A 19,702-nucleotide genomic window follows, 5' to 3' on the forward strand; every position below is an offset into this window, starting at 1 on the left:
TGAGTCCGTAGACTTTTAATTTTTCGTCTCGCAAGTGCCCACACAGATTGTCTGTTTCTTCTTTTTAAAGAGCTGACAGCTTTAAGTTAACTTCGCGATTTCTTGCTTCAGTTTGCTGTCTCAAGGGCTGCGTATACTACGCTACACCTTTTTATTCGTCAAGATCTTTTTTCAAAATTTTTGATCTTGTTCACCAACTTCATTATCGTCTGCTTTCGCTGACGCCGTGTCAGTGGATGCGCATTATAGGCACTTCTTTTTTTTTGGCAAGTGAAAAATCACTCTTAGAATTCCGTTTGTTTTTTATTTGTTCAGCAGCAATATTGATATACTCTAGATAAAGCAAAAATTGTTACTATAAAAATTCGAAAAATCAAAACGTTGCTTCAAGATACATATTGTTATATGTTTTGAACCATAAAAACACATAATTTCTATCAAGTATTCGTTTAACTATCATAAATATTAACGATTACCACCAATCAAATATTTTGCTTTATCTTTGAATACTAATTTAATGGTATACGCAACAAGAACACTTATAGTTAATGTACATATTAAAAAGCTAATAGCACCAAGTGATGCTAATTCACCATTATCTGTTTTGATAATGTATCCAAAAGGTGAGTTCAGTAACTGTGCTTCTAAAAGAATTACGATAATTTCATGAACAAAATAGATGGGAAAACTAACATTTGCCATAAAAGAAAAAAACTTAAATGTTTTACTTTCATTATTTTTATGGTTCAAGCCATCCAAAAAATAAAGTGCTAAAATAAATAAAATAATCTTTTGTAATGTATCATAATAAAGTTTTTCAACACAAAGATGATCAACATAGCGATAAGCAAATGGAATAAAAAAGCATAAACCAAAAAAGAAAATCACCAAAACTAAATTATCTTTAACTAGTTTCATAATTTTTTCATAATTTTGCTTTATCATCATTCCTGTCAAATAAACAGGTCCATAATGCAATAAATTTAGCAATGGCTGGGTATAATCAGGCTTGGTGAACATAACTACCCAGAACATCGAAACTAACCCTACGATAATCAAACTTTTTTTTGACCATTTATATAATAAAGGGCTAATTGCGAAAATAATAATAATCATCGGCATAAACCATAATGGCAAAAGCTGGGTTCCGGTCAACATCATTTTAATGATTGAAGTACTCGAACTTGGTTCCGTTAGCGAAAATATAGGTAAACTGGATAGATATTGGTAATGAAAATATAGGAAACAAAATATCGATACAGAAATATATGGGCAAACTACTGTTTTAAACTTAGATAAATAATACGCTTTTACATTATATTTATAAGTTAAATGCTGAAATAAAAACCCCGCAATTAATACAAAAAATGTTGTGAAATTAAAAGCAAATAAATTTAAAAAAGAAAATAAATAACTATTAGCAATTAAATGGCTATTTTTAAATACACCTAAACAATGGCTAAAAACAATCATAATGATGGCTACGCCACGCAATACATGAATAGAATGAATTTTTTGGGGTTTGACTATTGTCATTTCAGTTATCAAAACATAACAAAGAAAATTTGCTATACATTAGCACAAAATTTCAAGATAAAAACTAGTATTATTTTAGAAAATGCACAAAATATTTCTTGACAAATTTCTGAAAAAATTACAAATATTTATCAAATATAAACACAATTAGTTGTCTAGCTTACTCGCAGCAAAAGAACATAAAGGTATGATTTCACGTTTTTCTTGCTTTAATGTTTTTATCACAAGCTCAAGTAACTTATCTGCTATTCCTTGTCCACGATAATTAGGATCTGTATAAGTATGATTGATGGTTGCTTTATCTTGCCCAATTCGAGTAAACGTCATTTCTGCTATTTCTTGATTATTGTCATTACACACATAGAAACGATCGTTATCTTGTTTATATTGTAATGTCATAAAATTCCTCAATTAGTATGATTTTCATCGAAATTAATTAAATAAGAAAAGAAAAATTTGTTGGAATTTATTAAAAAAATAGTTTTAAACTTATAAAGTGAATAATTGATAAACCAAAATCAAACTATAGTATATCAATTATCCACATCTTATTAGATTATCAATGGAGCAATATTTAGAATAAACGTTTCGCTGTATTGTAAAGATCCATATCAAATGGTCTTTTCATATTATTGATAGCATCAATGATATCATGATGAACCAATTTACCATTTTGAATTCCGACGCAACGTCCAGCATGACCATCAATGAGTAATTCAACCGCATAAGCCCCCATACGTGAACCTAAAATTCGATCATAAGGTACAGGTGAACCACCGCGTTGTACATGGCCTAGGATAGTTGCTCGCGTTTCATGATGTACTGCTGCTTCAATATCTTTTGCTAATTGGTTTACATCACACATATGTTCAGTAACAGTGACTATTGCATGTTTTTTACCTTTAGCAAAACCTAATTTTATCTCTTCAATTAAGTCTTCTTTAGTATAAGAAACTTCAGGAATGATCATAAATTCACAACCACCAGCTACTGATGCACTTAATGTCAAATCACCACAATCTCGCCCCATAACCTCAATTACAGAAATTCGGTGATGTGAAGAACAAGTGTCTCTCAATCTATCTATAGATTCAACAACTGTACTTAATGCAGTAAAATAACCAATCGTGTAATCAGTTCCTCGGATATCATTATCAATGGTGCCAGGTAAACCAATACATGGAAAACCTTCTTCAGTTAATCGCATCGCACCCATATATGAACCATCACCACCGATAACCACTAAAGCATCAATTTGATGTTTCTTTAAATTAGCAATCCCTTTTTTTCTAATTTCTTGATCTTTAAATTCAGGAAATCGAGCTGATCCTAAAAATGTTCCACCTCGGGTAATGATATCTGAAACACTAGAACGATCTAACTTGACAATGCGATCTTCACAAAGACCCAAGTAACCATCATAGATACCGAAAACCTCTAAGCCTTCAGTTAACGCAGTTCTCACAACTCCACGAATAGCTGCATTCATCCCTGGCGCATCACCACCACTGGTTAAAATACCTATTTTTTTTATCATAAAAAATAACTCCAATTTATAAACCTTTGGCTATTATAAAGTCATAATAAATAACTAACAATATAAAGTTTAGAAGCTATTTTGAATAGTTTTTCAGCTGATTTGTTTCAAGAGGAACAACAGAAATCGGATCTTGATGGATAATCACTGTTGCTGGAGCAAATTCTCTAGAGATATGTTTTTCGATTGTATCAGCAACTGCATGAGCTTTTATTAATGGCATATCATCATCTAATTCAAGATGTAGTTGTATAAACTTCACCGGGCCTGCTTGTCTAGTTTTCAAATCATGAAAACCACGCACATTTGAATAAGAAGAGACAATTTCACTAATTCTTTGGTTATCACTTTCAGGTAAAGCCTTATCTAATAAGTCTTGAATTGCACTATAGGCTATTTTACAAGCATTATAAAAAATATATAACGCAATAAAGAATGCAAAACAGGCATCAGCATACGTAATACCATACCAGCTTAAAAATAGTGCAATAATAACTGCAATATTCATAAACAAATCTGAAGAGTAATGCAACATATCTGCTTGAATCGCTTTACTATTTGTCTGTTTTATCACATGCTTTTGATATAAAACTAATGTGGCAGTCACAACAACCGAAATCATAGATACGATAATACCGAATAAAGGGAACTCTATTGCAGTTGGATGAATAATAGATTTAATACTTGATAATAATAAAATGGTCGCCGAACCAATAATAAAAGCACTTTGTGCTAATGCGGCTAATGATTCAGCTTTTCCATGACCAAAAGTATGATCATCATCAGCAGGTTTTAATGCATAACGGACTAAGAAAAAGTTAAGCCCAGATGCAAGCAAATCAATACTTGAATCCAACAGTGATGCAAATAAACTCATTGAGCCAGTGAACCAGCACGTAATTAATTTAATAATGATAAGGAAAATAGAAATTAAAACTGCACTCAATGTCGCCTTTTTAATTAATTTTTCATACAAATGTGATTTTGACATTTGTTACCTATTTATTGGTAGGATTCTATCCCTTGTGGAAGCACCAATTGCGCAGCTACTTCGGCTGCAATCTTTTTGTCTAATAAAACTTCAATAATTTTTAAAGCAAAATCAATTGAAGTTGCAGGGCCTTGACTAGTAATAACTCTATTTTGAACATCAAAATAAACTCTATCCGATTTCCAATTTTTTATAGCATCTTTGGTTGATGGATAACCAGTCATATATGCATTAGGGAATAAATTATGATGTTGAAGAACCATCGCTGGGGTTGCACAAATAGCTGCAATAACAACTCCGGCTTGATGAGCTTGCTTTAATTTTTCAATTAATTGTTGAGAGTCTCGAAAGTTTTCAGCTCCAACTAATCCACCAGGTAAGATAATCGCATCAAAATGAATATCACTAACTTCAGAAAACGTTTTTTGAGTTAGGATAGTGACACCGCGAGAACATTGAACTATTTTATCTTCAGTAATACTTGCATAGGTAACTTTAATTCCAGCTCGTGTCAACAGATCAATTGTTGTCACGGCTTCAGTTTCCTCACAGCCATTTGATAAAAAAACTAATGCTTGCTTTGTCATATTACACCCCTTCCTATCAACTAACTGTCTTTACAAAATGTTAAAAATAGAACTATTTAACACGTTCAATGTTAGCGCCTAATTTTCTTAGCTTATTTTCAATATTATCATAACCACGATCGATATGGTAAATACGATCAACAATTGTTGAACCTTCAGCTATACATCCAGCCAAAACTAGACTCGCAGAAGCACGTAAATCAGTTGCCATTACTTGAGTTCCACTAAGTTTCTCAACGCCATGAGTAATCAGAGTATTACCTTCGATTTCGCCATGAGCTCCCATACGAATAAGTTCTGGTACATGCATAAAACGATTTTCAAAAATTGTTTCTTTGATAATTCCAGTGCCTTCTGCCACCATGTTTAATAATGAAAATTGGGCTTGCATATCAGTTGGAAAACCTGGGTGAGGTGCAGTATGAATATTAACGGCTTTTGCTCGTTTACCTTGCATATCTAAACAAATCCAATCTTCGCCAGTTTCAATATTGGCTCCCGCTTCCTTCAATTTTGATAATACAGCATCAAGTAAGCTTGGATCAGTTTTACGACAAGTTATTTTGCCGCGTGAAATAGCTGCAGCAACTAAAAATGTTCCAGTTTCAATACGATCAGAAACGACTGAGTGTACACCACCACCAAGACTAGCAACACCTTCAATTTCAATGCGCATAGTACCGGCACCAGTGATTTTAGCGCCTAACATATTTAAAAATTTTGCGGTATCAACTATTTCTGGCTCACACGCAGCATTTTCAATTATCGTTTTACCTTCAGCTAGAGTTGCTGCACACATAATAGTAACTGTCGCACCAACACTAACCTTATCCATTACAATATGAGCGCCTTTTAAACGACCATCAACTGTAGCTTTAACATACCCCTCATCTAAAGTAATTGTCGCACCTAATTGTTGTAGTCCAGTAATATGTAGGTCTACTGGCCTTGCACCTATTGCACATCCACCTGGTAATGAAACTTGCCCTTGACCAAATCGAGCAACAAGAGGACCTAGAGCCCAAATTGAAGCTCGCATCGTTTTTACAAGTTCATAAGGCGCACAATAGTTATCAATCTGACCTGCATCAAGATGAATAGAACCATTCCGTTGATATTTCACGCCTAATTGCTCAAGAAGTTCCAGTGTAGTATCAATATCTTTTAACTTGGGAACATTTTGTAATTCAACTGGTTTTTCAGCCAAAATTGCAGCAAATAAAATAGGTAGCGCCGCATTTTTAGCGCCAGAAATGACAACTTCTCCATTTAAAGAAGTTGGGCCTGTAACGTGAAACTTTTCCATTGTTAACTCTTATTCATTTTAAATGGCGATTATTATAAAAGTTATTCACTAATAGATAAATGAATTTTATCAAAATATGGTGACTATATTTGTCATCACCAATCCATAACAAAATAATTTCAATTATTTATTATCAATAAATAATTTGTTATCCCATACAAAATCAGATAAATATTAAATAAAAAATTCTTAATTTTGTTTTTAAATCAACTAGTAAGAAGTATAAATAGGTTTCAAAAACCCCGTTCCTCAACTTTTTTTACTAAAATTGATTAATTTCCTTATTTTCCTATTCACTACAATTTTATCGAAGTATGGTAAAATAGATAATATTCAATCTTATAAATCAAACAATACAATAATATGGATTACGATATTGCTATCATTGGACTTGGACCTGGAGGTAGTACCCTCGCACGTCTACTTAACCCATCTTTTAAAATTATTGCATTAGATAAAAAGCATCAAGCTGGTAATGAGGGTTTTCATAAACCTTGTGGTGGATTATTAGCAGATGACGCTCAAAAAGCATTTGTGCGACAAAAGTTAAATTTACCTACTGATATATTGACTGATCCACAAATTTTTAGCGTTAAAACGATCGATCTTCAATCCAAACTTATTCGTAATTATCAACGTAGTTATGTTAGTTTTGACCGACATAAATTTGACCTATGGTTAAAATCATTAATTCCCAACACTGTTAATGTTTTACATAACACACTATGTAAAGAAATCAGAAGAGTAATCGATGGATATCAAGTTACTTACATCGATGAAAATAAAATCGAACACAAAATTACGGCTAAATATGTAGTTGGTGCAGATGGCGCTAACTCGATTGTTAGACGAATGCGTTATCCTCATCATTCCATCAGACAATATGTTGCTATTCAACAATGGTTTACTGAAAAACATAAACGTCCTTTTAATACATGTATTTTTGATAATCAATCAACAAATTGTTATGCGTGGAGTATTTCTAAAGATGGATATTTCATTTTTGGTGGTGCTTTCCCGAAAAAAACAGCGAATCAACACTTTGAATCGTTGAAAGAAAAGCTAACAAAGCAAGGGGTTATTTTTGGAAAACCGTTAAAAACTGAAAAATGTCTTGTGGTTTATCCAAATCGCTTCCAAGATTTTTATACAGGCAATGAAAATATCTTTTTAATCGGTGAAGCAGCAGGTTTCATCAGCGCAAGCTCATTAGAAGGTATTAGTTATGCACTTGATAGCGCAGAGATTTTAAGCAAGATATTAAATAGTGGTATAGCAAAACCAAATAAGCGTTATTATCAAAAAACAATTCCATTACGCTTAAAGCTTTATAGCAAAATTATCAAGGCTAAAATACTGACTACACCATTGTGGCGTAAATTAATTATGAAAAGTAAAATTCAACATATCAAAACAATTTAATTTATAAAAAATGAAATAATGAAATATAACAAGGAAAAGACATTATGTTTGATGTCAACGATCTAATTCGCTTTAATCATGAATGGTCAGAAAAGATAGCACAGGAAGATCCTGAATTCTTTAAACAGCTCGCGGTTGCGCAAAATCCTAAATTTTTGTGGATCGGTTGTTCCGATAGTCGCGTTCCAGCAGAAAAGCTTATCAAACTAAAACCAGGTGAAATGTTTGTTCATCGGAACGTTGGCAACCAAGTGATTCATACGGATCTAAATTGCCTTTCAGTTGTCCAATACGCAGTTGATGTACTTAAAATCGAAGATATTATTGTTTGTGGTCATTTAGATTGTGGTGGTATCCGTGCCGCAGTTGAAAATCCTGATTTGGGCCTAGTTAATAATTGGCTACTTCATATCCGTGATTTATGGTTTCGCAACAGTTCTTTACTTGGTAAGTTTCCTGCTGATATTAGAATGGATATTTTATGTGAACTCAATGTAATTGAACAAATCTATAATTTAGGGCATTCGACCATTATTCAAGCAGCATGGCAACGTGGTCAAAAGGTTAATTTACATGGTTGGGTTTATGGGATCGATAATGGAAAAATTACAGATTTGCATATTACATCATCAAGTAGTGAAAATCTCGAAATCAACTATCGTGAAGCGATTTCTTATCTGTTAAATCTGCATAAATTACAATAAATTTATTTGAATCGATGGATAATTTGATTACTGCTACCTCGCCATAAAAGTTTAGGATCAGCGAGATCTTGTACAAATTTTCCATCAATCAAGACATCAATATAAGGCACTACAGATTGCTGTTCATCGGTTAATTCATTAAGTTTATAACCTGTCCATAACCAAATATCTTTATTATCACATTCGGCTTTTACTCGTTTAACTAATTTCAAAATGGTTGGCACATTTTTAGGGTGTAAAGGATCACCACCAGAAAGTGATAATCCTTGGCGTTTTATTTCGGTATCTTGTAAATCTTTAATGATTTGATCTTCAAGTGATTGTGTAAATGGCTTACCAGAGTTTATTCCCCATGTGCTTTTGTTATAGCAGCCAGGACATTGATGTACACAACCTGCTACAAAAAGTGTACAACGAGTCCCTTCGCCATTAACAACATCAACAGGATAATAACGATGATAATTCATAATAACAAAATTAATTTTTTAGCCTATTTGGCCATTATCCAAATGTTTAACTCGACGTTTTACTTCTTCTTGCTTACCGGCATTAAATGGACGAGCATCAGGACTTCCTAAATAACCACAAACACGGCGAGTAACAGAAACTTTTGACGAATCATGGTTACCACAACTAGGGCAAACAAATCCTTTGCTAGTACATGAAAACTCACCGGTATAACCGCATTCATAACATTCGTCAATCGGGGTATTAGTGCCATAATAAGGTACACGAGTGTAGCTGTAATCCCAGACATCCTCTAATGCTTTAACATTATTAATCATGTTAGGATACTCGCCATAACAAATAAATCCGCCACTTGCTACTGCTGGATAAGGTTTTTCAAACTCAATTTTTTCATATGGGTTAACCTTTTTCTCAACATCGAGGTGGAAACTATTCGTATAATAACCTTTATCTGTTACTCCAGGAATAATACCAAATTCAGCTGTATCTAAACGGCAGAATCGGTCACATAAATTTTCACTTGGTGTACTATATAAGCTAAATCCATAGCCTGTTTCTTTCTTCCATTGGTCAACAGCTTTAGCTAAGTGTTCAACTATTGCTATACCTTTTTTGCGTAAAGTTTCACTGTCAAATGGATGGGTTTGGTTTCCGTATAGTGCATTTAGTGTTTCATGTAGACCAATATAACCTAATGAAATTGATGCACGACCATTTTTAAAGATTTCAGAAACACTATCATCTTCTTTCAATCGAACGCCACACGCCCCTTCCATATATAAAATCGGAGCAACACGTGCTTTTACTCCATCAAGGCGAGCAATACGCGTCATCAATGCTTTTTTACAAAGGTTTAAACGTTTATCTAAAATTTCCCAAAAACGAGCTTCATCACCTTTTGCTTCAATTGCAATACGAGGTAAATTAAGGCTAATTACACCTAAATTGTTACGCCCGTCATGAATTTGTTGTCCGTCTTCTTCATAAACACCTAAAAAGCTTCGGCATCCCATTGGTGTTTTGAATGATCCAGTTACTTCAACAACTTTATCGTAATTTAAAATATCTGGATACATACGTTTGCTAGCACACTCTAATGCCAATTGTTTAATATCATAATTAGCATCACCTTGTTTATGGTTAATACCATCTTTAATAGCAAAAACAAGTTTTGGAAATACTGCTGTTTTATGATTTTTTCCTAACCCTTTTATACGCACTTTTAAAATTGATTCTTGGATAAGTCGTGATTCCCAACTGGTTCCTAAACCAAAACCAAAAGTAACAAAAGGCGTTTGTCCATTTGCAGTATGAAGTGTATTAACTTCATACTCTAAAGATTGAAATGCATCATAACACTCTTTTTGCGTACGGCTTTCTGCATACGCTTCAGGATTTGGAATATCCCACTCTTCTGCAACTTTTTTATGCTTTTGATAACTGATAGTCACAAATTTTGCTAGAATTTCATCAATTCGATTAATGGTTGTACCACCATAAATATGACTAGCGACTTGTGCGATGATTTGAGCGGTTACCGCAGTTGCAGTTGCAATAGATTTAGGTGGCTCAATTTCAGCATTACCCATCTTAAAACCGTTTGTTAACATCCCGTCTAAATCAATTAACATACAGTTGAACATTGGGAAAAATGGCGCATAATCGAGATCATGATAATGAATTTCACCACAATCATGTGCACGAGAAATATCTTTAGGTAACAAATATTGTTTAGCATAATGTCTTGCAACAATACCCGCTAATAGATCTCGTTGAGTTGGAATAACTTTACTATCTTTATTCGCATTTTCGTTCAAAATAGCAACGTTACTTTGTTCTATTAAGCCACGAATATCTTGATTCAAACGGCTACGTTCTTCACGCGCGCGATCACGATCATGTCGGTATTCAATATAAGTTCTTGCCAATTTTTTATAAGGCCCTGACATAAGTTGATTTTCAACGACATTTTGAATTTCATTGATATCAACACTTTCACGATCCATCATTTGATTGGTCACAACGCGAGCAACGGAGGCACAATAGTCTGGGTCATTAACATTGGCCGCAACAGCTGCTCTTATAATAGCGTCTTTAATACGAACCTCATTAAATGCAGTTTGACAGCCATCACGTTTGATTACTACGGGCATATATACTCCTCAATATTCATTAATAGTTAGCGCTTGGCATGAGTTTTATATCAACCTTAATAGTTGTTGTGGCTATTCAAAACTATTGATTTTTTATTAAAATATGGGCCTTTTGATATAAACTCGGATTTTCACATCGCTTTAGAAAACACTATATGTAGTAAATATTAGTAAATTATACACCATATATTGTGTTTTTCTAGTTTATTTAAAAAATAAATTTGCTTGACAAGGCCAACGCTAATAATTGCAAGTCTTTCGATGATTAATTTGAGAAAAATTTGGGTAGATTGGATATAAAAGATGGATAAATTTTGTATGAGTGCAACTGATTTTGCACTCATACATCGAATACAACAACAGATCTTAATCAGAATTAAGATTCAATATTTAACCAATCAGTATGGAACACACCTTCTTTATCGATACGTTTATAGGTATGAGCACCAAAATAGTCTCTCTGAGCCTGAATTAAATTAGCAGGTAGCACAGCTGAACGATAGCTATCATAATATGCTATTGCTGCCGACAAAGTAGGAACAGGAATACCTTGCGAAACCGCTAGACAAATAACATCACGTAATGATTGTTGATAAGCCTCAACCGTTTTACGAAAATATGGTGCTAACAGTAAGTTATCAATATTGTTATTTTCAGTATAAGCATCAGTAATTTTTTGTAAAAATTGCGCTCTAATAATACATCCTGCTCTAAAAATCTTTGCAATTTCACCATAATTTAATTGCCAATTATAATGTTCTGATGCAGCTTTTAACTGTGCAAATCCTTGCGCATAAGAGATAATTTTACCCATATAAAGTGCTTTACGTACTTTTTCAATTAAAGTTTGTTTATCTCCTGTAAAATCTACTTTTTCCGGCCCTTTAAGCACTTTTGATGCAGCTACTCGCTGATCTTTAATCGCTGAAATATAGCGAGCGAATACAGATTCAGTTATCAAAGATAAAGGCTCACCTAAATCTAATGCACTTTGGCTTGTCCATTTTCCGGTACCCTTATTACCAGCAGCATCAAGGATCATATCGACCAAATAATCGCCATTTTCATCTTTATATTTAAAAATGTCCGCTGTTATCTCAGTTAAATAGCTGTCTAATTCGCCTTTATTCCAATCAGCAAACACATCGGCAAGCTCATCATTTGTTAAACCAACAACATGTTTTAGTACACTATAGCTCTCTGCAATTAATTGCATGTCACCATATTCAATTCCATTGTGCGCCATTTTAACGTAATGTCCTGCTCCATCAGGACCGATATAAGCCACACATGGTTCACCATTCGCTTTAGCCGCTATTTTTTCTAAAATCGGAGCAACTAACTCATACGCCTCTTTTTGACCACCAGGCATAATTGAAGGTCCTTTTAATGCACCTTCTTCACCTCCAGAAACACCTGCTCCTATAAAATTAAAGCCTTCATCGGATAACATTTTATTACGACGAATAGTATCTTCAAAGAAAGCATTACCACCATCAATAATGATATCCCCTTTATCTAATAAAGGTCTCAGCTCATCAATTACGGCATCTGTTCCTTTACCTGCTTGCACCATAATTAATATACGCCGTGGTTTTTCTAATGAGTTAACAAAATCTTCAATACTATAATAAGGAACCAATCGTTTATCAGAATGTTCAGCCATTACTTGTTCTGTTTTATCTTTAGAACGATTATAAATTGATACTGAAAATCCTCGACTTTCGATATTAAGTGCAAGGTTTCGCCCCATAACGGCCATTCCAATAACACCGATTTGCTGTTTAGACATAATTTGGCTCCTTTATTTAATCTCTATAACCTTAACAAGGTTTGGTACTGTTACCTTAACGCTTATTAACAATATAAGTTATATATTGCCATAAAAAAAACCGTATCAATACATAATACGGCTTTTTTTCATTATTTTAATTAAAATGCTTTGGAATTAAGCGAATTATGAACGCTTCATCATTTCAAAAAACTCATCATTAGTTTTTGTCATGGCAAGTTTATCAATTAAGAATTCCATTGCATCAATTTCACCCATTGGGTTGAGGATTTTACGCAAAATCCACATTTTTTGTAGTTCATCAGGTGAAGTCATTAGATCTTCTTTACGCGTACCTGAACGATTAAAGTCAATAGCAGGGAATACACGTCGCTCAGCAATTTTACGTGATAAGTGAACTTCCATATTACCGGTACCTTTGAACTCTTCGTAAATGACTTCATCCATTTTAGAACCAGTATCAATTAAAGCAGTAGCAATAATTGTTAAACTACCGCCCTCTTCTACATTACGTGCCGCACCAAAAAAACGTTTAGGGCGATGTAACGCGTTAGCATCAACACCACCAGTCAATACTTTACCTGATGATGGAATAACGGTATTGTACGCACGAGCTAAACGAGTGATTGAGTCTAATAAAATAATGACATCTTTTTTATGTTCAACTAAACGTTTTGCACGCTCAATTACCATTTCAGCGACTTGAACATGTCTTGCTGCTGGTTCGTCAAACGTAGAAGCTACAACTTCGCCTTTAACTAAACGTTGCATTTCAGTAACTTCTTCTGGTCGTTCATCAATCATCAATACGACTAATTCACATTCAGGATGATTTACCGCTAAGCTTTGTGCAATGTTTTGTAATAACATTGTTTTACCCGCTTTTGGCGGAGCAACAATTAAACCACGTTGACCTTTACCAATTGGTGAAGCTAAATCAAGTACTCTTGCGGTAATATCTTCTGTAGAACCATTACCTCGCTCCATACGTAAGCGAGAATTAGGATGTAAAGGAGTTAAATTTTCAAAAAGGATTTTATTGCGAGCGTCTTCAGGTTTATCGTGATTAACTTCATTTACTTTTAATAAAGCAAAATATCTCTCACCTTCTTTCGGCGGTCTAATTTTGCCGGCAATGGTATCACCAGTTCTTAAATTGAATCGTCTAATTTGACTAGGTGAGACATATATATCGTCAGGTCCAGCCAAATAAGAACTATCTGCAGAACGCAAAAATCCAAAACCGTCTTGCAAAATTTCAAGTACACCATCGCCAAAAATATCTTCACCACTTTTAGCGTGTTGTTTTAATATTGCAAAAATAATATCTTGTTTTCTAAGGCGGGCAAGATTCTCAAGCCCCATATTTTTCTCACCAAGCGCTACAAGCTCGGAAACAGAAGTGTTTTTTAATTCAGTTAAATTCATAGTTTATAAATTCTTGAGGATAAAATTGATATGTTTACAATTACTGCTATTTTTGTATATTTCTTTCATTTACTTATAAAAAATTTTCTTTCTAGCAATATATAAAATTAATTTATTAATCAGCTTTTTCGATGATAATTATGTATTTGGGCATTGAATTTTAACCACTTTATCAAGAAAAACAATGGATTGCTGAAAGGGGTTTATGTAAGAAATTAGCAATTTACACTAAAATTATAGGTATGTCTATACTTAATTGCGATTTTTGGGAATAAAAAATAATAAGCGTAATAAAACGCTTATTATTTATATTTTTTCAATTGATTAAAGCTGTGGATCAATAAATGCTTTAAGTTGTGCTTTTGATAACGCACCTACTTGAGTGGCAACAACTTGACCATTTTTAAAAATTAATAGGGTTGGAATACCTCTAATCCCAAATTTTGGGGCAATATTCGGGTTTTGTTCAACATTTAATTTGGCGATAATAATTTTATCAGCATATTCTGGAGCTATTTCTTCCAAAATCGGGGCAACCATTTTACAAGGTCCACACCACTCAGCCCAAAAGTCAACCAATACTGGTTTAGTTGATTCGCTTATTACTTTATCAAATGTAGCTTCAGAAAGTGCAACAATGTTATCACTCATTTAATTATCTCCTAGAAAATTTGTCTAAAAATATATTAGGATATTTTCATACCTACCGCTAGTAATTATTCTAATAGGACATAATTATTAGTGAAGTTGTTGTATTTAGTATGCTACAATTACCAAATTCTGATAATTATATTCTAAACAATAATGATTCAATCATATCTTACAAAAACAACTTTCAATCAATTTCCCCTACACCCATTAGTCATAAAAGCGTTGGAGAAAAAAGGTTTCGTTTACTGTACCCCAATTCAAGAACAAACATTACCATTTACAACAAAAGGAATTGACATTGCCGGGCAAGGACAAACTGGAACGGGTAAAACGATTGCGTTTTTGGCATCAACATTTAATCATTTATTGAATAGTGCTCCATTACCCGATCATAAATCTAATCAACCAAGAGCTGTCATTATTGCTCCAACACGTGAGTTGGTTGTACAAATATACAATGATGCTCAAACTCTCTCAGAAGAAACAGGTATTAAATTAGGACTAGCTTATGGCGGTGATGGTTATGATAAGCAACTAAAGATGCTTTCTGCTGGAGTTGATGTATTAATTGCAACAACAGGAAGACTCATCGATTATGCAAAACAAGATTATATTAATTTAGGTGCAATCCAAGTTGCAGTTCTAGATGAAGCGGATCGTATGTTTGATTTAGGTTTCATCCGTGATATCCGATGGATATTTAGACATATGACATCGCCACAAAATCGTCTTACCATGTTATTTTCAGCGACGTTAACTCATAATGTTCGTGAATTAGCTTTTGAATACATGAACGAACCACAATATGTTGAAGTTGAGCCTGAACAAAAAATTGGTCACAGAATAAAAGAAGAGCTGTTTTTTCCGTCAAACGAAGATAAGTTAGCTCTATTACAAACGCTTATTGAAGAAGAGTGGCCTGACCGTAGCATTGTATTTGCTAATACTAAAGTTGCCTGCGAAAAAATCTGGCGTCATTTAGTTGCAGATGGCCATCGAGTAGGACTACTTACTGGTGATATCGCACAAAAAAAACGTTTATCCATTCTTGATAAATTTACCCAAGGTGATCTTGATATTTTAGTCGCAACAGATGTTGCTGCCCGTGGCTTACATATCCCAAATGTAACCCATGTTTTTAACTATGATCTTCCTGATGATTGTGATGATTATAGACATCGAATAGGTCGTACAGGACGCGCCGGTGCCGAAGGTTATTCAATTTCATTAGCTTGTGAACGTTATTCACAAAACTTACCTGCTATTGAAAAAGCCATTGATCACACTATTCCTGTTAGTCAATATGATCCTCAGGCGTTATTAACTAATTTACCAACACCTAAACCATTCAAAAGACCAACTCGTAGAAAACCATCATAATAAAGATTGTTGGTTAATCCCTAATTAGCATCGAATTTAATACCATCATTAAAAACTAAGTTTAATGATGGTATTTTCCTTATTAAAAGTAATTGATTAAATCAAATCTTGTTTTGTATTCAAGAAATTTTGATAAGCTAATTCAATTTCTTCTTTAGTTTCGGATGATAATGTTCCTACATGTCGATCATGTAGGGCTCCATATAAACCAAACAGAACATTAATTGACAGTTTTGGATTTTTACTTTTTATTCGATAAAAAGTTTCCAAATAACCGACTTCTTTAAATGTTTCTATATCGGTAATATCAGAACTTACCATCAATTTTTCCAAAGAAACCGTCATGTTGGGTAAAGATTTTAAACGACTTTGGTATCTAGCTACTTTTTCATCTAGATCTTGTTTTGCATGTTCAATGACCATTTTCACTATATCATGCAATTTTTTTCGATCTTGGCGTAACGCATCACTTGCTTTATAGTAATCAAGCAATTTATGTGATCCATCAAATACCAGATCAAGTGGTTGCATACCGAGTTCAACAAACATTGAACGATATTTATCATGGGCTCTCAGATAAACATCATTTTGATCGACCCAAGCAAACATAACTGATTCACTATTAAGACTAAATCCTCCAAAAAATGACCTTAATGAAATGTCTTCAATGCAAGAAAACTCCTGTTTAATATTCACTGCTAATGTTTTAAGCATATAAATTCCCTTTCACTTACCTTTATAAATAACTTTAACTAATATGTTTATGCTAAACTATATTAATTTTATTAATATTAAAACAACTAATTAACATTAATTAATAAATATGGGATCTGTCTTCCATAAATGAATATTTGTTTGATTTGTACTTGATTAATTAAATTTTTTTTGCTCTAAAAAAATTTAAGGTTTTTTTTAGCGGTTAAATATTTGTCAAATCTTAATATTTCTTAAAAAAGAAAAAATGCATTAACATTGTTATTCTGCTGTAATAATTATACAATCATCAATAATTAACTAAATGGTATCTATTATTGTCAACTTCAATCAACATGCTCAAAAACGTTATAATCCCGCTTTTTATGTTTTGTTCATTTGCCGTATCAGCAGATAAATTACCGCTGATTGAAGAATTGACATCCTGTAATCCTGACTTTTTTAATCATGTCTATGAGCATAGAGAAGAGTTAAAAAATCATACTAATGTTGAAATTTTTAATCATAATCAGGCTTATATTCCAGTCGAAAACCGCACAGACACGAATAAAAACTTCATTTATTTCAAAACGCCTATTCAATATAAAAACTTAAAACTCATCGGTTATTATGATAGTGCGATGGATTTGAAAAAAATGGGAAAATATTATTTCTGGGGATTCATCATTGATAATAATATGAATGAGATACGTGAAAGTTTGGACTTTTTAGAGTGGAAAAATATGGAAGATGATCTTCTGTATATTGCCAATCCAAGAATTCGAAATATTACTGACGATATCCAGGTTTGGCATAAAAACACAGGAACAGTAGTTGGAGTAAAAACAATACCAGCTCCAAATACTACCGAAAAGTTATTACTGCTTGAAAAAGGTGATAATATGCAACTCCTTATTTGTTCGATTCAGGGCGTTGTCACCAATAATCTACTTCGGCAAGAACGTCCCGATATTCAAATCGATAAAGTTAAATAGCTGACTCATCCATTTCACCAGTACGTATACGTATTACTTGCTCAACGTTATAAACAAATATTTTTCCATCACCAATTTTACCTGTTTGAGCGGTTTTCATGATAGTATCAATACATGTTTCTAAAATATCGTCAGCGACAACAAGTTCTATTTTTACTTTTGGTAAAAAATCAACCATATATTCAGCACCACGATAAAGCTCAGTATGCCCTTTTTGGCGACCAAAACCTTTCACTTCAGTAACGGTCATCCCCGTAATTCCTTGATCAGCAAGAGCTTCTCGAATATCATCTAGTTTAAAAGGTTTAATAATTGCTTCAATTTTTTTCATATCTCTTTGCCCTTAATTCGAGATTACCAATTCTTAAATCCAAAAGCAGAAGTAATTGGATATCGTCTACCTTTACCAAAATTACGAGTTGTAATTTTAGGACCTACTGCTGATTGACGTCTTTTATATTCGTTAATATCAACTAATTTAATCACTCGCCTTACAGTTGTTTCATCATAACCTTGCGCAACCAGTTGTTCAACGGAAAAATCGTGTTCAACATAGCCTTTTAATATCCCATCTAAAATATCATATGGAGGCAAACTATCTTCATCTTTTTGATCTGGTGCAAGTTCAGCTGAAGGTGGGCGTGTAATGACTCGTTCAGGAATAACAGGCGATCTACTATTTCGATATATAGATAACGCAAATACCATGGTTTTAGGTACATCTTTAAGTACATCAAAACCACCAGCCATATCACCGTAAAGTGTTGCATAACCAACCGACATTTCACTTTTATTGCCTGTCGTTAAAACTAATCTACGACGTTTGTTTGAAAGCGCCATTAAAATCACACCGCGGCAACGTGCTTGTAGATTTTCTTCAGTTGTATCTTTTTGTGTACCCATAAACATCGGCGTTAAAGAAGACATAAAAGCATCAAACATCGGTTCAATTGAAATAATATCAAATTCAACACCCAATATTTCAGCCTCTTCTTTTGCATCAGCAATACTAATATCTGCCGTATATCTGAACGGCATCATAACCGCTTGTACTTTATCTTTACCCAAAGCATCAACTGCAATTGCCAATGTTAAAGCGGAATCAATTCCACCAGATAATCCTAATACTGCACCTTGAAAACCATTTTTAGTAATATAATCGCGAGTCGCTAAAACTAATGCATCGTAAACATTTGCTAATGGATCACTTTTAGAATCAACAACTGGTTTATAATTATGTCCAAGATGAAAAATAGAAATTTGTTCTTCAAAAAAGTTGAGCTGATGAACGATATGGCCTTTATCATCACATACAAATGAGCCACCATCAAAAATAAGCTCATCTTGACCACCAATTTGATTCACATAAATAATCGGTAAGCCGGTTCTTAAAGCATGGTGTTTTATAAGTTCTTCGCGATTTTTCTGTTTTTCATAAGCATAAGGTGAAGCATTAATAGAAATAACCAGATCCGCATCCTGAGCGCCAATTCGATCAATAGGCTCACATTGCCAAAGATCTTCACAGATCAATAAACCAATTTTTTTACCTTTAAAATCGATAACACAAGTCTGCTCACCAGCACTAAAATAACGTTTTTCATCAAATACATCGTAATTAGGTAACTGCTGTTTATGGTAACACGCTATTTGTTGTCCTTCAGAAAACAATGATAACGCATTATAAACCACTCCATCTTGCCAATGAGGATGACCAACAATAACACTACATTGTTGACTAGCTTGCTTGATAGTCAATAAAGCTTGTTGACAACGAATTTTAAAATCATCGCGATAAATTAAATCTTCTGGAGGATAACCACAAATTGCAAGCTCAGATAAAATAATTAGATCATTAGAGGAATAGTTTTGTATCAATTCAATGATTTGCTGAGTATTACCTTCAATATCACCTACACGCCAATTTTTTTGTGCTAACACGAAAGATAAAGTCATATAAATTCAACATTACAGAAAAAAATTGCCAATAAGTTTAAATGATTCTAAGTTGCGCTGCCACTTTTTTATCGTTAACATTAAAGATTAAATTGGCATGAAC

18 protein-coding genes are annotated in these 19,702 nt (G+C 33.4%); 4 read left to right on the forward strand and 14 right to left on the reverse strand.

Going from position 1 to position 19,702, the window contains the following annotated elements; all coding sequences use genetic code 11:
* Window positions 1-465: 465 nt before the first annotated feature.
* From J3U16_RS03350 to murA, 6 genes are all read right to left on the reverse strand, one after another.
* Window positions 466-1,536 carry an acyltransferase gene (locus J3U16_RS03350; protein WP_267330587.1) on the reverse strand — a complete coding sequence of 357 codons (1,071 nt, stop codon included), beginning with the start codon at window positions 1,534-1,536 and terminating at the stop codon, window positions 466-468.
* A gap of 147 nt (window positions 1,537-1,683) precedes the next feature.
* Complete coding sequence (locus J3U16_RS03355) at window positions 1,684-1,935, reverse strand: GNAT family N-acetyltransferase (protein WP_065734913.1); 252 nt, start codon at window positions 1,933-1,935, stop codon at window positions 1,684-1,686.
* Between the two features lie 175 nt (window positions 1,936-2,110).
* A complete protein-coding gene (gene pfkA, locus J3U16_RS03360; protein WP_065562788.1) occupies window positions 2,111-3,073 on the reverse strand; it encodes a 6-phosphofructokinase in 963 nt (320 codons plus the stop codon).
* A gap of 76 nt (window positions 3,074-3,149) precedes the next feature.
* Window positions 3,150-4,064 (reverse strand): cation diffusion facilitator family transporter, encoded by a 915-nt coding sequence (locus J3U16_RS03365; RefSeq protein WP_065734914.1) that lies wholly within the window; start codon window positions 4,062-4,064, stop codon window positions 3,150-3,152.
* Between the two features lie 11 nt (window positions 4,065-4,075).
* On the reverse strand, window positions 4,076-4,651 hold the full coding sequence (locus J3U16_RS03370) for a DJ-1 family glyoxalase III (protein WP_065562786.1): 576 nt from the start codon (window positions 4,649-4,651) through the stop codon (window positions 4,076-4,078).
* A 52-nt stretch (window positions 4,652-4,703) separates the two neighbouring features.
* A complete protein-coding gene (murA, locus tag J3U16_RS03375; RefSeq protein WP_065734915.1) occupies window positions 4,704-5,957 on the reverse strand; it encodes a UDP-N-acetylglucosamine 1-carboxyvinyltransferase in 1,254 nt (417 codons plus the stop codon).
* A gap of 363 nt (window positions 5,958-6,320) precedes the next feature.
* On the opposite strand from murA, the gene J3U16_RS03380 reads away from it, so the two are divergent.
* Window positions 6,321-7,379: an FAD-binding protein gene (locus J3U16_RS03380; RefSeq protein ID WP_267342502.1), complete on the forward strand. Its 1,059-nt coding sequence runs from the start codon at window positions 6,321-6,323 to the stop codon at window positions 7,377-7,379.
* 44 nt (window positions 7,380-7,423) lie between these two features.
* Window positions 7,424-8,083 (forward strand): carbonate dehydratase, encoded by a 660-nt coding sequence (gene can / locus J3U16_RS03385; RefSeq protein ID WP_065562862.1) that lies wholly within the window; start codon window positions 7,424-7,426, stop codon window positions 8,081-8,083.
* Window positions 8,084-8,085: 2 nt separating this feature from the next.
* Here can and nrdG read toward each other — a convergent pair whose 3' ends face one another.
* From nrdG to trxA, 5 genes are all read right to left on the reverse strand, one after another.
* A complete protein-coding gene (gene nrdG / locus J3U16_RS03390) occupies window positions 8,086-8,550 on the reverse strand; it encodes an anaerobic ribonucleoside-triphosphate reductase-activating protein (RefSeq protein ID WP_065562863.1) in 465 nt (154 codons plus the stop codon).
* Between the two features lie 18 nt (window positions 8,551-8,568).
* Window positions 8,569-10,704, reverse strand: coding sequence for an anaerobic ribonucleoside-triphosphate reductase (gene nrdD / locus J3U16_RS03395; protein ID WP_065562864.1), 2,136 nt, complete (start codon window positions 10,702-10,704; stop codon window positions 8,569-8,571).
* Window positions 10,705-11,080: 376 nt separating this feature from the next.
* Window positions 11,081-12,496, reverse strand: coding sequence for an NADP-dependent phosphogluconate dehydrogenase (gene gndA / locus J3U16_RS03400; RefSeq protein WP_267330585.1), 1,416 nt, complete (start codon window positions 12,494-12,496; stop codon window positions 11,081-11,083).
* Window positions 12,497-12,661: 165 nt separating this feature from the next.
* Window positions 12,662-13,924 (reverse strand): transcription termination factor Rho, encoded by a 1,263-nt coding sequence (gene rho, locus J3U16_RS03405; RefSeq protein ID WP_065734919.1) that lies wholly within the window; start codon window positions 13,922-13,924, stop codon window positions 12,662-12,664.
* Window positions 13,925-14,248: 324 nt separating this feature from the next.
* The gene (trxA, locus tag J3U16_RS03410) at window positions 14,249-14,575 is read right to left on the reverse strand and encodes a thioredoxin TrxA (RefSeq protein WP_065734920.1); all 327 of its coding nucleotides are present in this window, start codon (window positions 14,573-14,575) and stop codon (window positions 14,249-14,251) included.
* A 153-nt stretch (window positions 14,576-14,728) separates the two neighbouring features.
* Here trxA and rhlB point away from each other — a divergent pair, with 153 nt between their 5' ends.
* On the forward strand, window positions 14,729-15,955 hold the full coding sequence (gene rhlB / locus J3U16_RS03415) for an ATP-dependent RNA helicase RhlB (RefSeq protein ID WP_267330584.1): 1,227 nt from the start codon (window positions 14,729-14,731) through the stop codon (window positions 15,953-15,955).
* A gap of 96 nt (window positions 15,956-16,051) precedes the next feature.
* Here the strand turns inward: rhlB and J3U16_RS03420 are convergent, their stop codons facing one another.
* Complete coding sequence (locus J3U16_RS03420; protein WP_065734922.1) at window positions 16,052-16,669, reverse strand: TfoX/Sxy family protein; 618 nt, start codon at window positions 16,667-16,669, stop codon at window positions 16,052-16,054.
* A gap of 365 nt (window positions 16,670-17,034) precedes the next feature.
* On the opposite strand from J3U16_RS03420, the gene J3U16_RS03425 reads away from it, so the two are divergent.
* Window positions 17,035-17,643: a hypothetical protein gene (locus J3U16_RS03425; RefSeq protein ID WP_141677504.1), complete on the forward strand. Its 609-nt coding sequence runs from the start codon at window positions 17,035-17,037 to the stop codon at window positions 17,641-17,643.
* On the opposite strand, the gene glnB is transcribed toward J3U16_RS03425, so the two are convergent.
* Together glnB and J3U16_RS03435 are read right to left on the reverse strand one after the other, a co-directional pair.
* The gene (gene glnB, locus J3U16_RS03430) at window positions 17,636-17,974 is read right to left on the reverse strand and encodes a nitrogen regulatory protein P-II (protein WP_267342503.1); all 339 of its coding nucleotides are present in this window, start codon (window positions 17,972-17,974) and stop codon (window positions 17,636-17,638) included. The genes J3U16_RS03425 and glnB overlap by 8 nt on opposite strands.
* A 23-nt stretch (window positions 17,975-17,997) precedes the next feature.
* On the reverse strand, window positions 17,998-19,605 hold the full coding sequence (locus J3U16_RS03435; RefSeq protein WP_416380743.1) for an NAD+ synthase: 1,608 nt from the start codon (window positions 19,603-19,605) through the stop codon (window positions 17,998-18,000).
* Between the last annotated feature and the right edge of the window lie 97 nt (window positions 19,606-19,702).

The organism is Gilliamella sp. B3023 (assembly GCF_026536845.1).
In the GTDB taxonomy this organism is placed as follows: Bacteria; Pseudomonadota; Gammaproteobacteria; order Enterobacterales; family Orbaceae; genus Gilliamella; species Gilliamella apicola_E.

Excerpts from the sequence above, each read along its gene's own strand:
- J3U16_RS03350 (WP_267330587.1), bottom strand. The coding sequence starts at position 1,536 with ATGACAATAGTCAAACCCCAAAAAATTCATTCTATTCATGTATTGCGT.
- J3U16_RS03355 (WP_065734913.1), bottom strand. The coding sequence starts at position 1,935 with ATGACATTACAATATAAACAAGATAACGATCGTTTCTATGTGTGTAAT.
- pfkA (WP_065562788.1), bottom strand. The coding sequence starts at position 3,073 with ATGATAAAAAAAATAGGTATTTTAACCAGTGGTGGTGATGCGCCAGGG.
- J3U16_RS03365 (WP_065734914.1), bottom strand. The coding sequence starts at position 4,064 with ATGTCAAAATCACATTTGTATGAAAAATTAATTAAAAAGGCGACATTG.
- J3U16_RS03370 (WP_065562786.1), bottom strand. The coding sequence starts at position 4,651 with ATGACAAAGCAAGCATTAGTTTTTTTATCAAATGGCTGTGAGGAAACT.
- murA (WP_065734915.1), bottom strand. The coding sequence starts at position 5,957 with ATGGAAAAGTTTCACGTTACAGGCCCAACTTCTTTAAATGGAGAAGTT.
- J3U16_RS03380 (WP_267342502.1), top strand. The coding sequence starts at position 6,321 with ATGGATTACGATATTGCTATCATTGGACTTGGACCTGGAGGTAGTACC.
- can (WP_065562862.1), top strand. The coding sequence starts at position 7,424 with ATGTTTGATGTCAACGATCTAATTCGCTTTAATCATGAATGGTCAGAA.
- nrdG (WP_065562863.1), bottom strand. The coding sequence starts at position 8,550 with ATGAATTATCATCGTTATTATCCTGTTGATGTTGTTAATGGCGAAGGG.
- nrdD (WP_065562864.1), bottom strand. The coding sequence starts at position 10,704 with ATGCCCGTAGTAATCAAACGTGATGGCTGTCAAACTGCATTTAATGAG.
- gndA (WP_267330585.1), bottom strand. The coding sequence starts at position 12,496 with ATGTCTAAACAGCAAATCGGTGTTATTGGAATGGCCGTTATGGGGCGA.
- rho (WP_065734919.1), bottom strand. The coding sequence starts at position 13,924 with ATGAATTTAACTGAATTAAAAAACACTTCTGTTTCCGAGCTTGTAGCG.
- trxA (WP_065734920.1), bottom strand. The coding sequence starts at position 14,575 with ATGAGTGATAACATTGTTGCACTTTCTGAAGCTACATTTGATAAAGTA.
- rhlB (WP_267330584.1), top strand. The coding sequence starts at position 14,729 with ATGATTCAATCATATCTTACAAAAACAACTTTCAATCAATTTCCCCTA.
- J3U16_RS03420 (WP_065734922.1), bottom strand. The coding sequence starts at position 16,669 with ATGCTTAAAACATTAGCAGTGAATATTAAACAGGAGTTTTCTTGCATT.
- J3U16_RS03425 (WP_141677504.1), top strand. The coding sequence starts at position 17,035 with ATGTTTTGTTCATTTGCCGTATCAGCAGATAAATTACCGCTGATTGAA.
- glnB (WP_267342503.1), bottom strand. The coding sequence starts at position 17,974 with ATGAAAAAAATTGAAGCAATTATTAAACCTTTTAAACTAGATGATATT.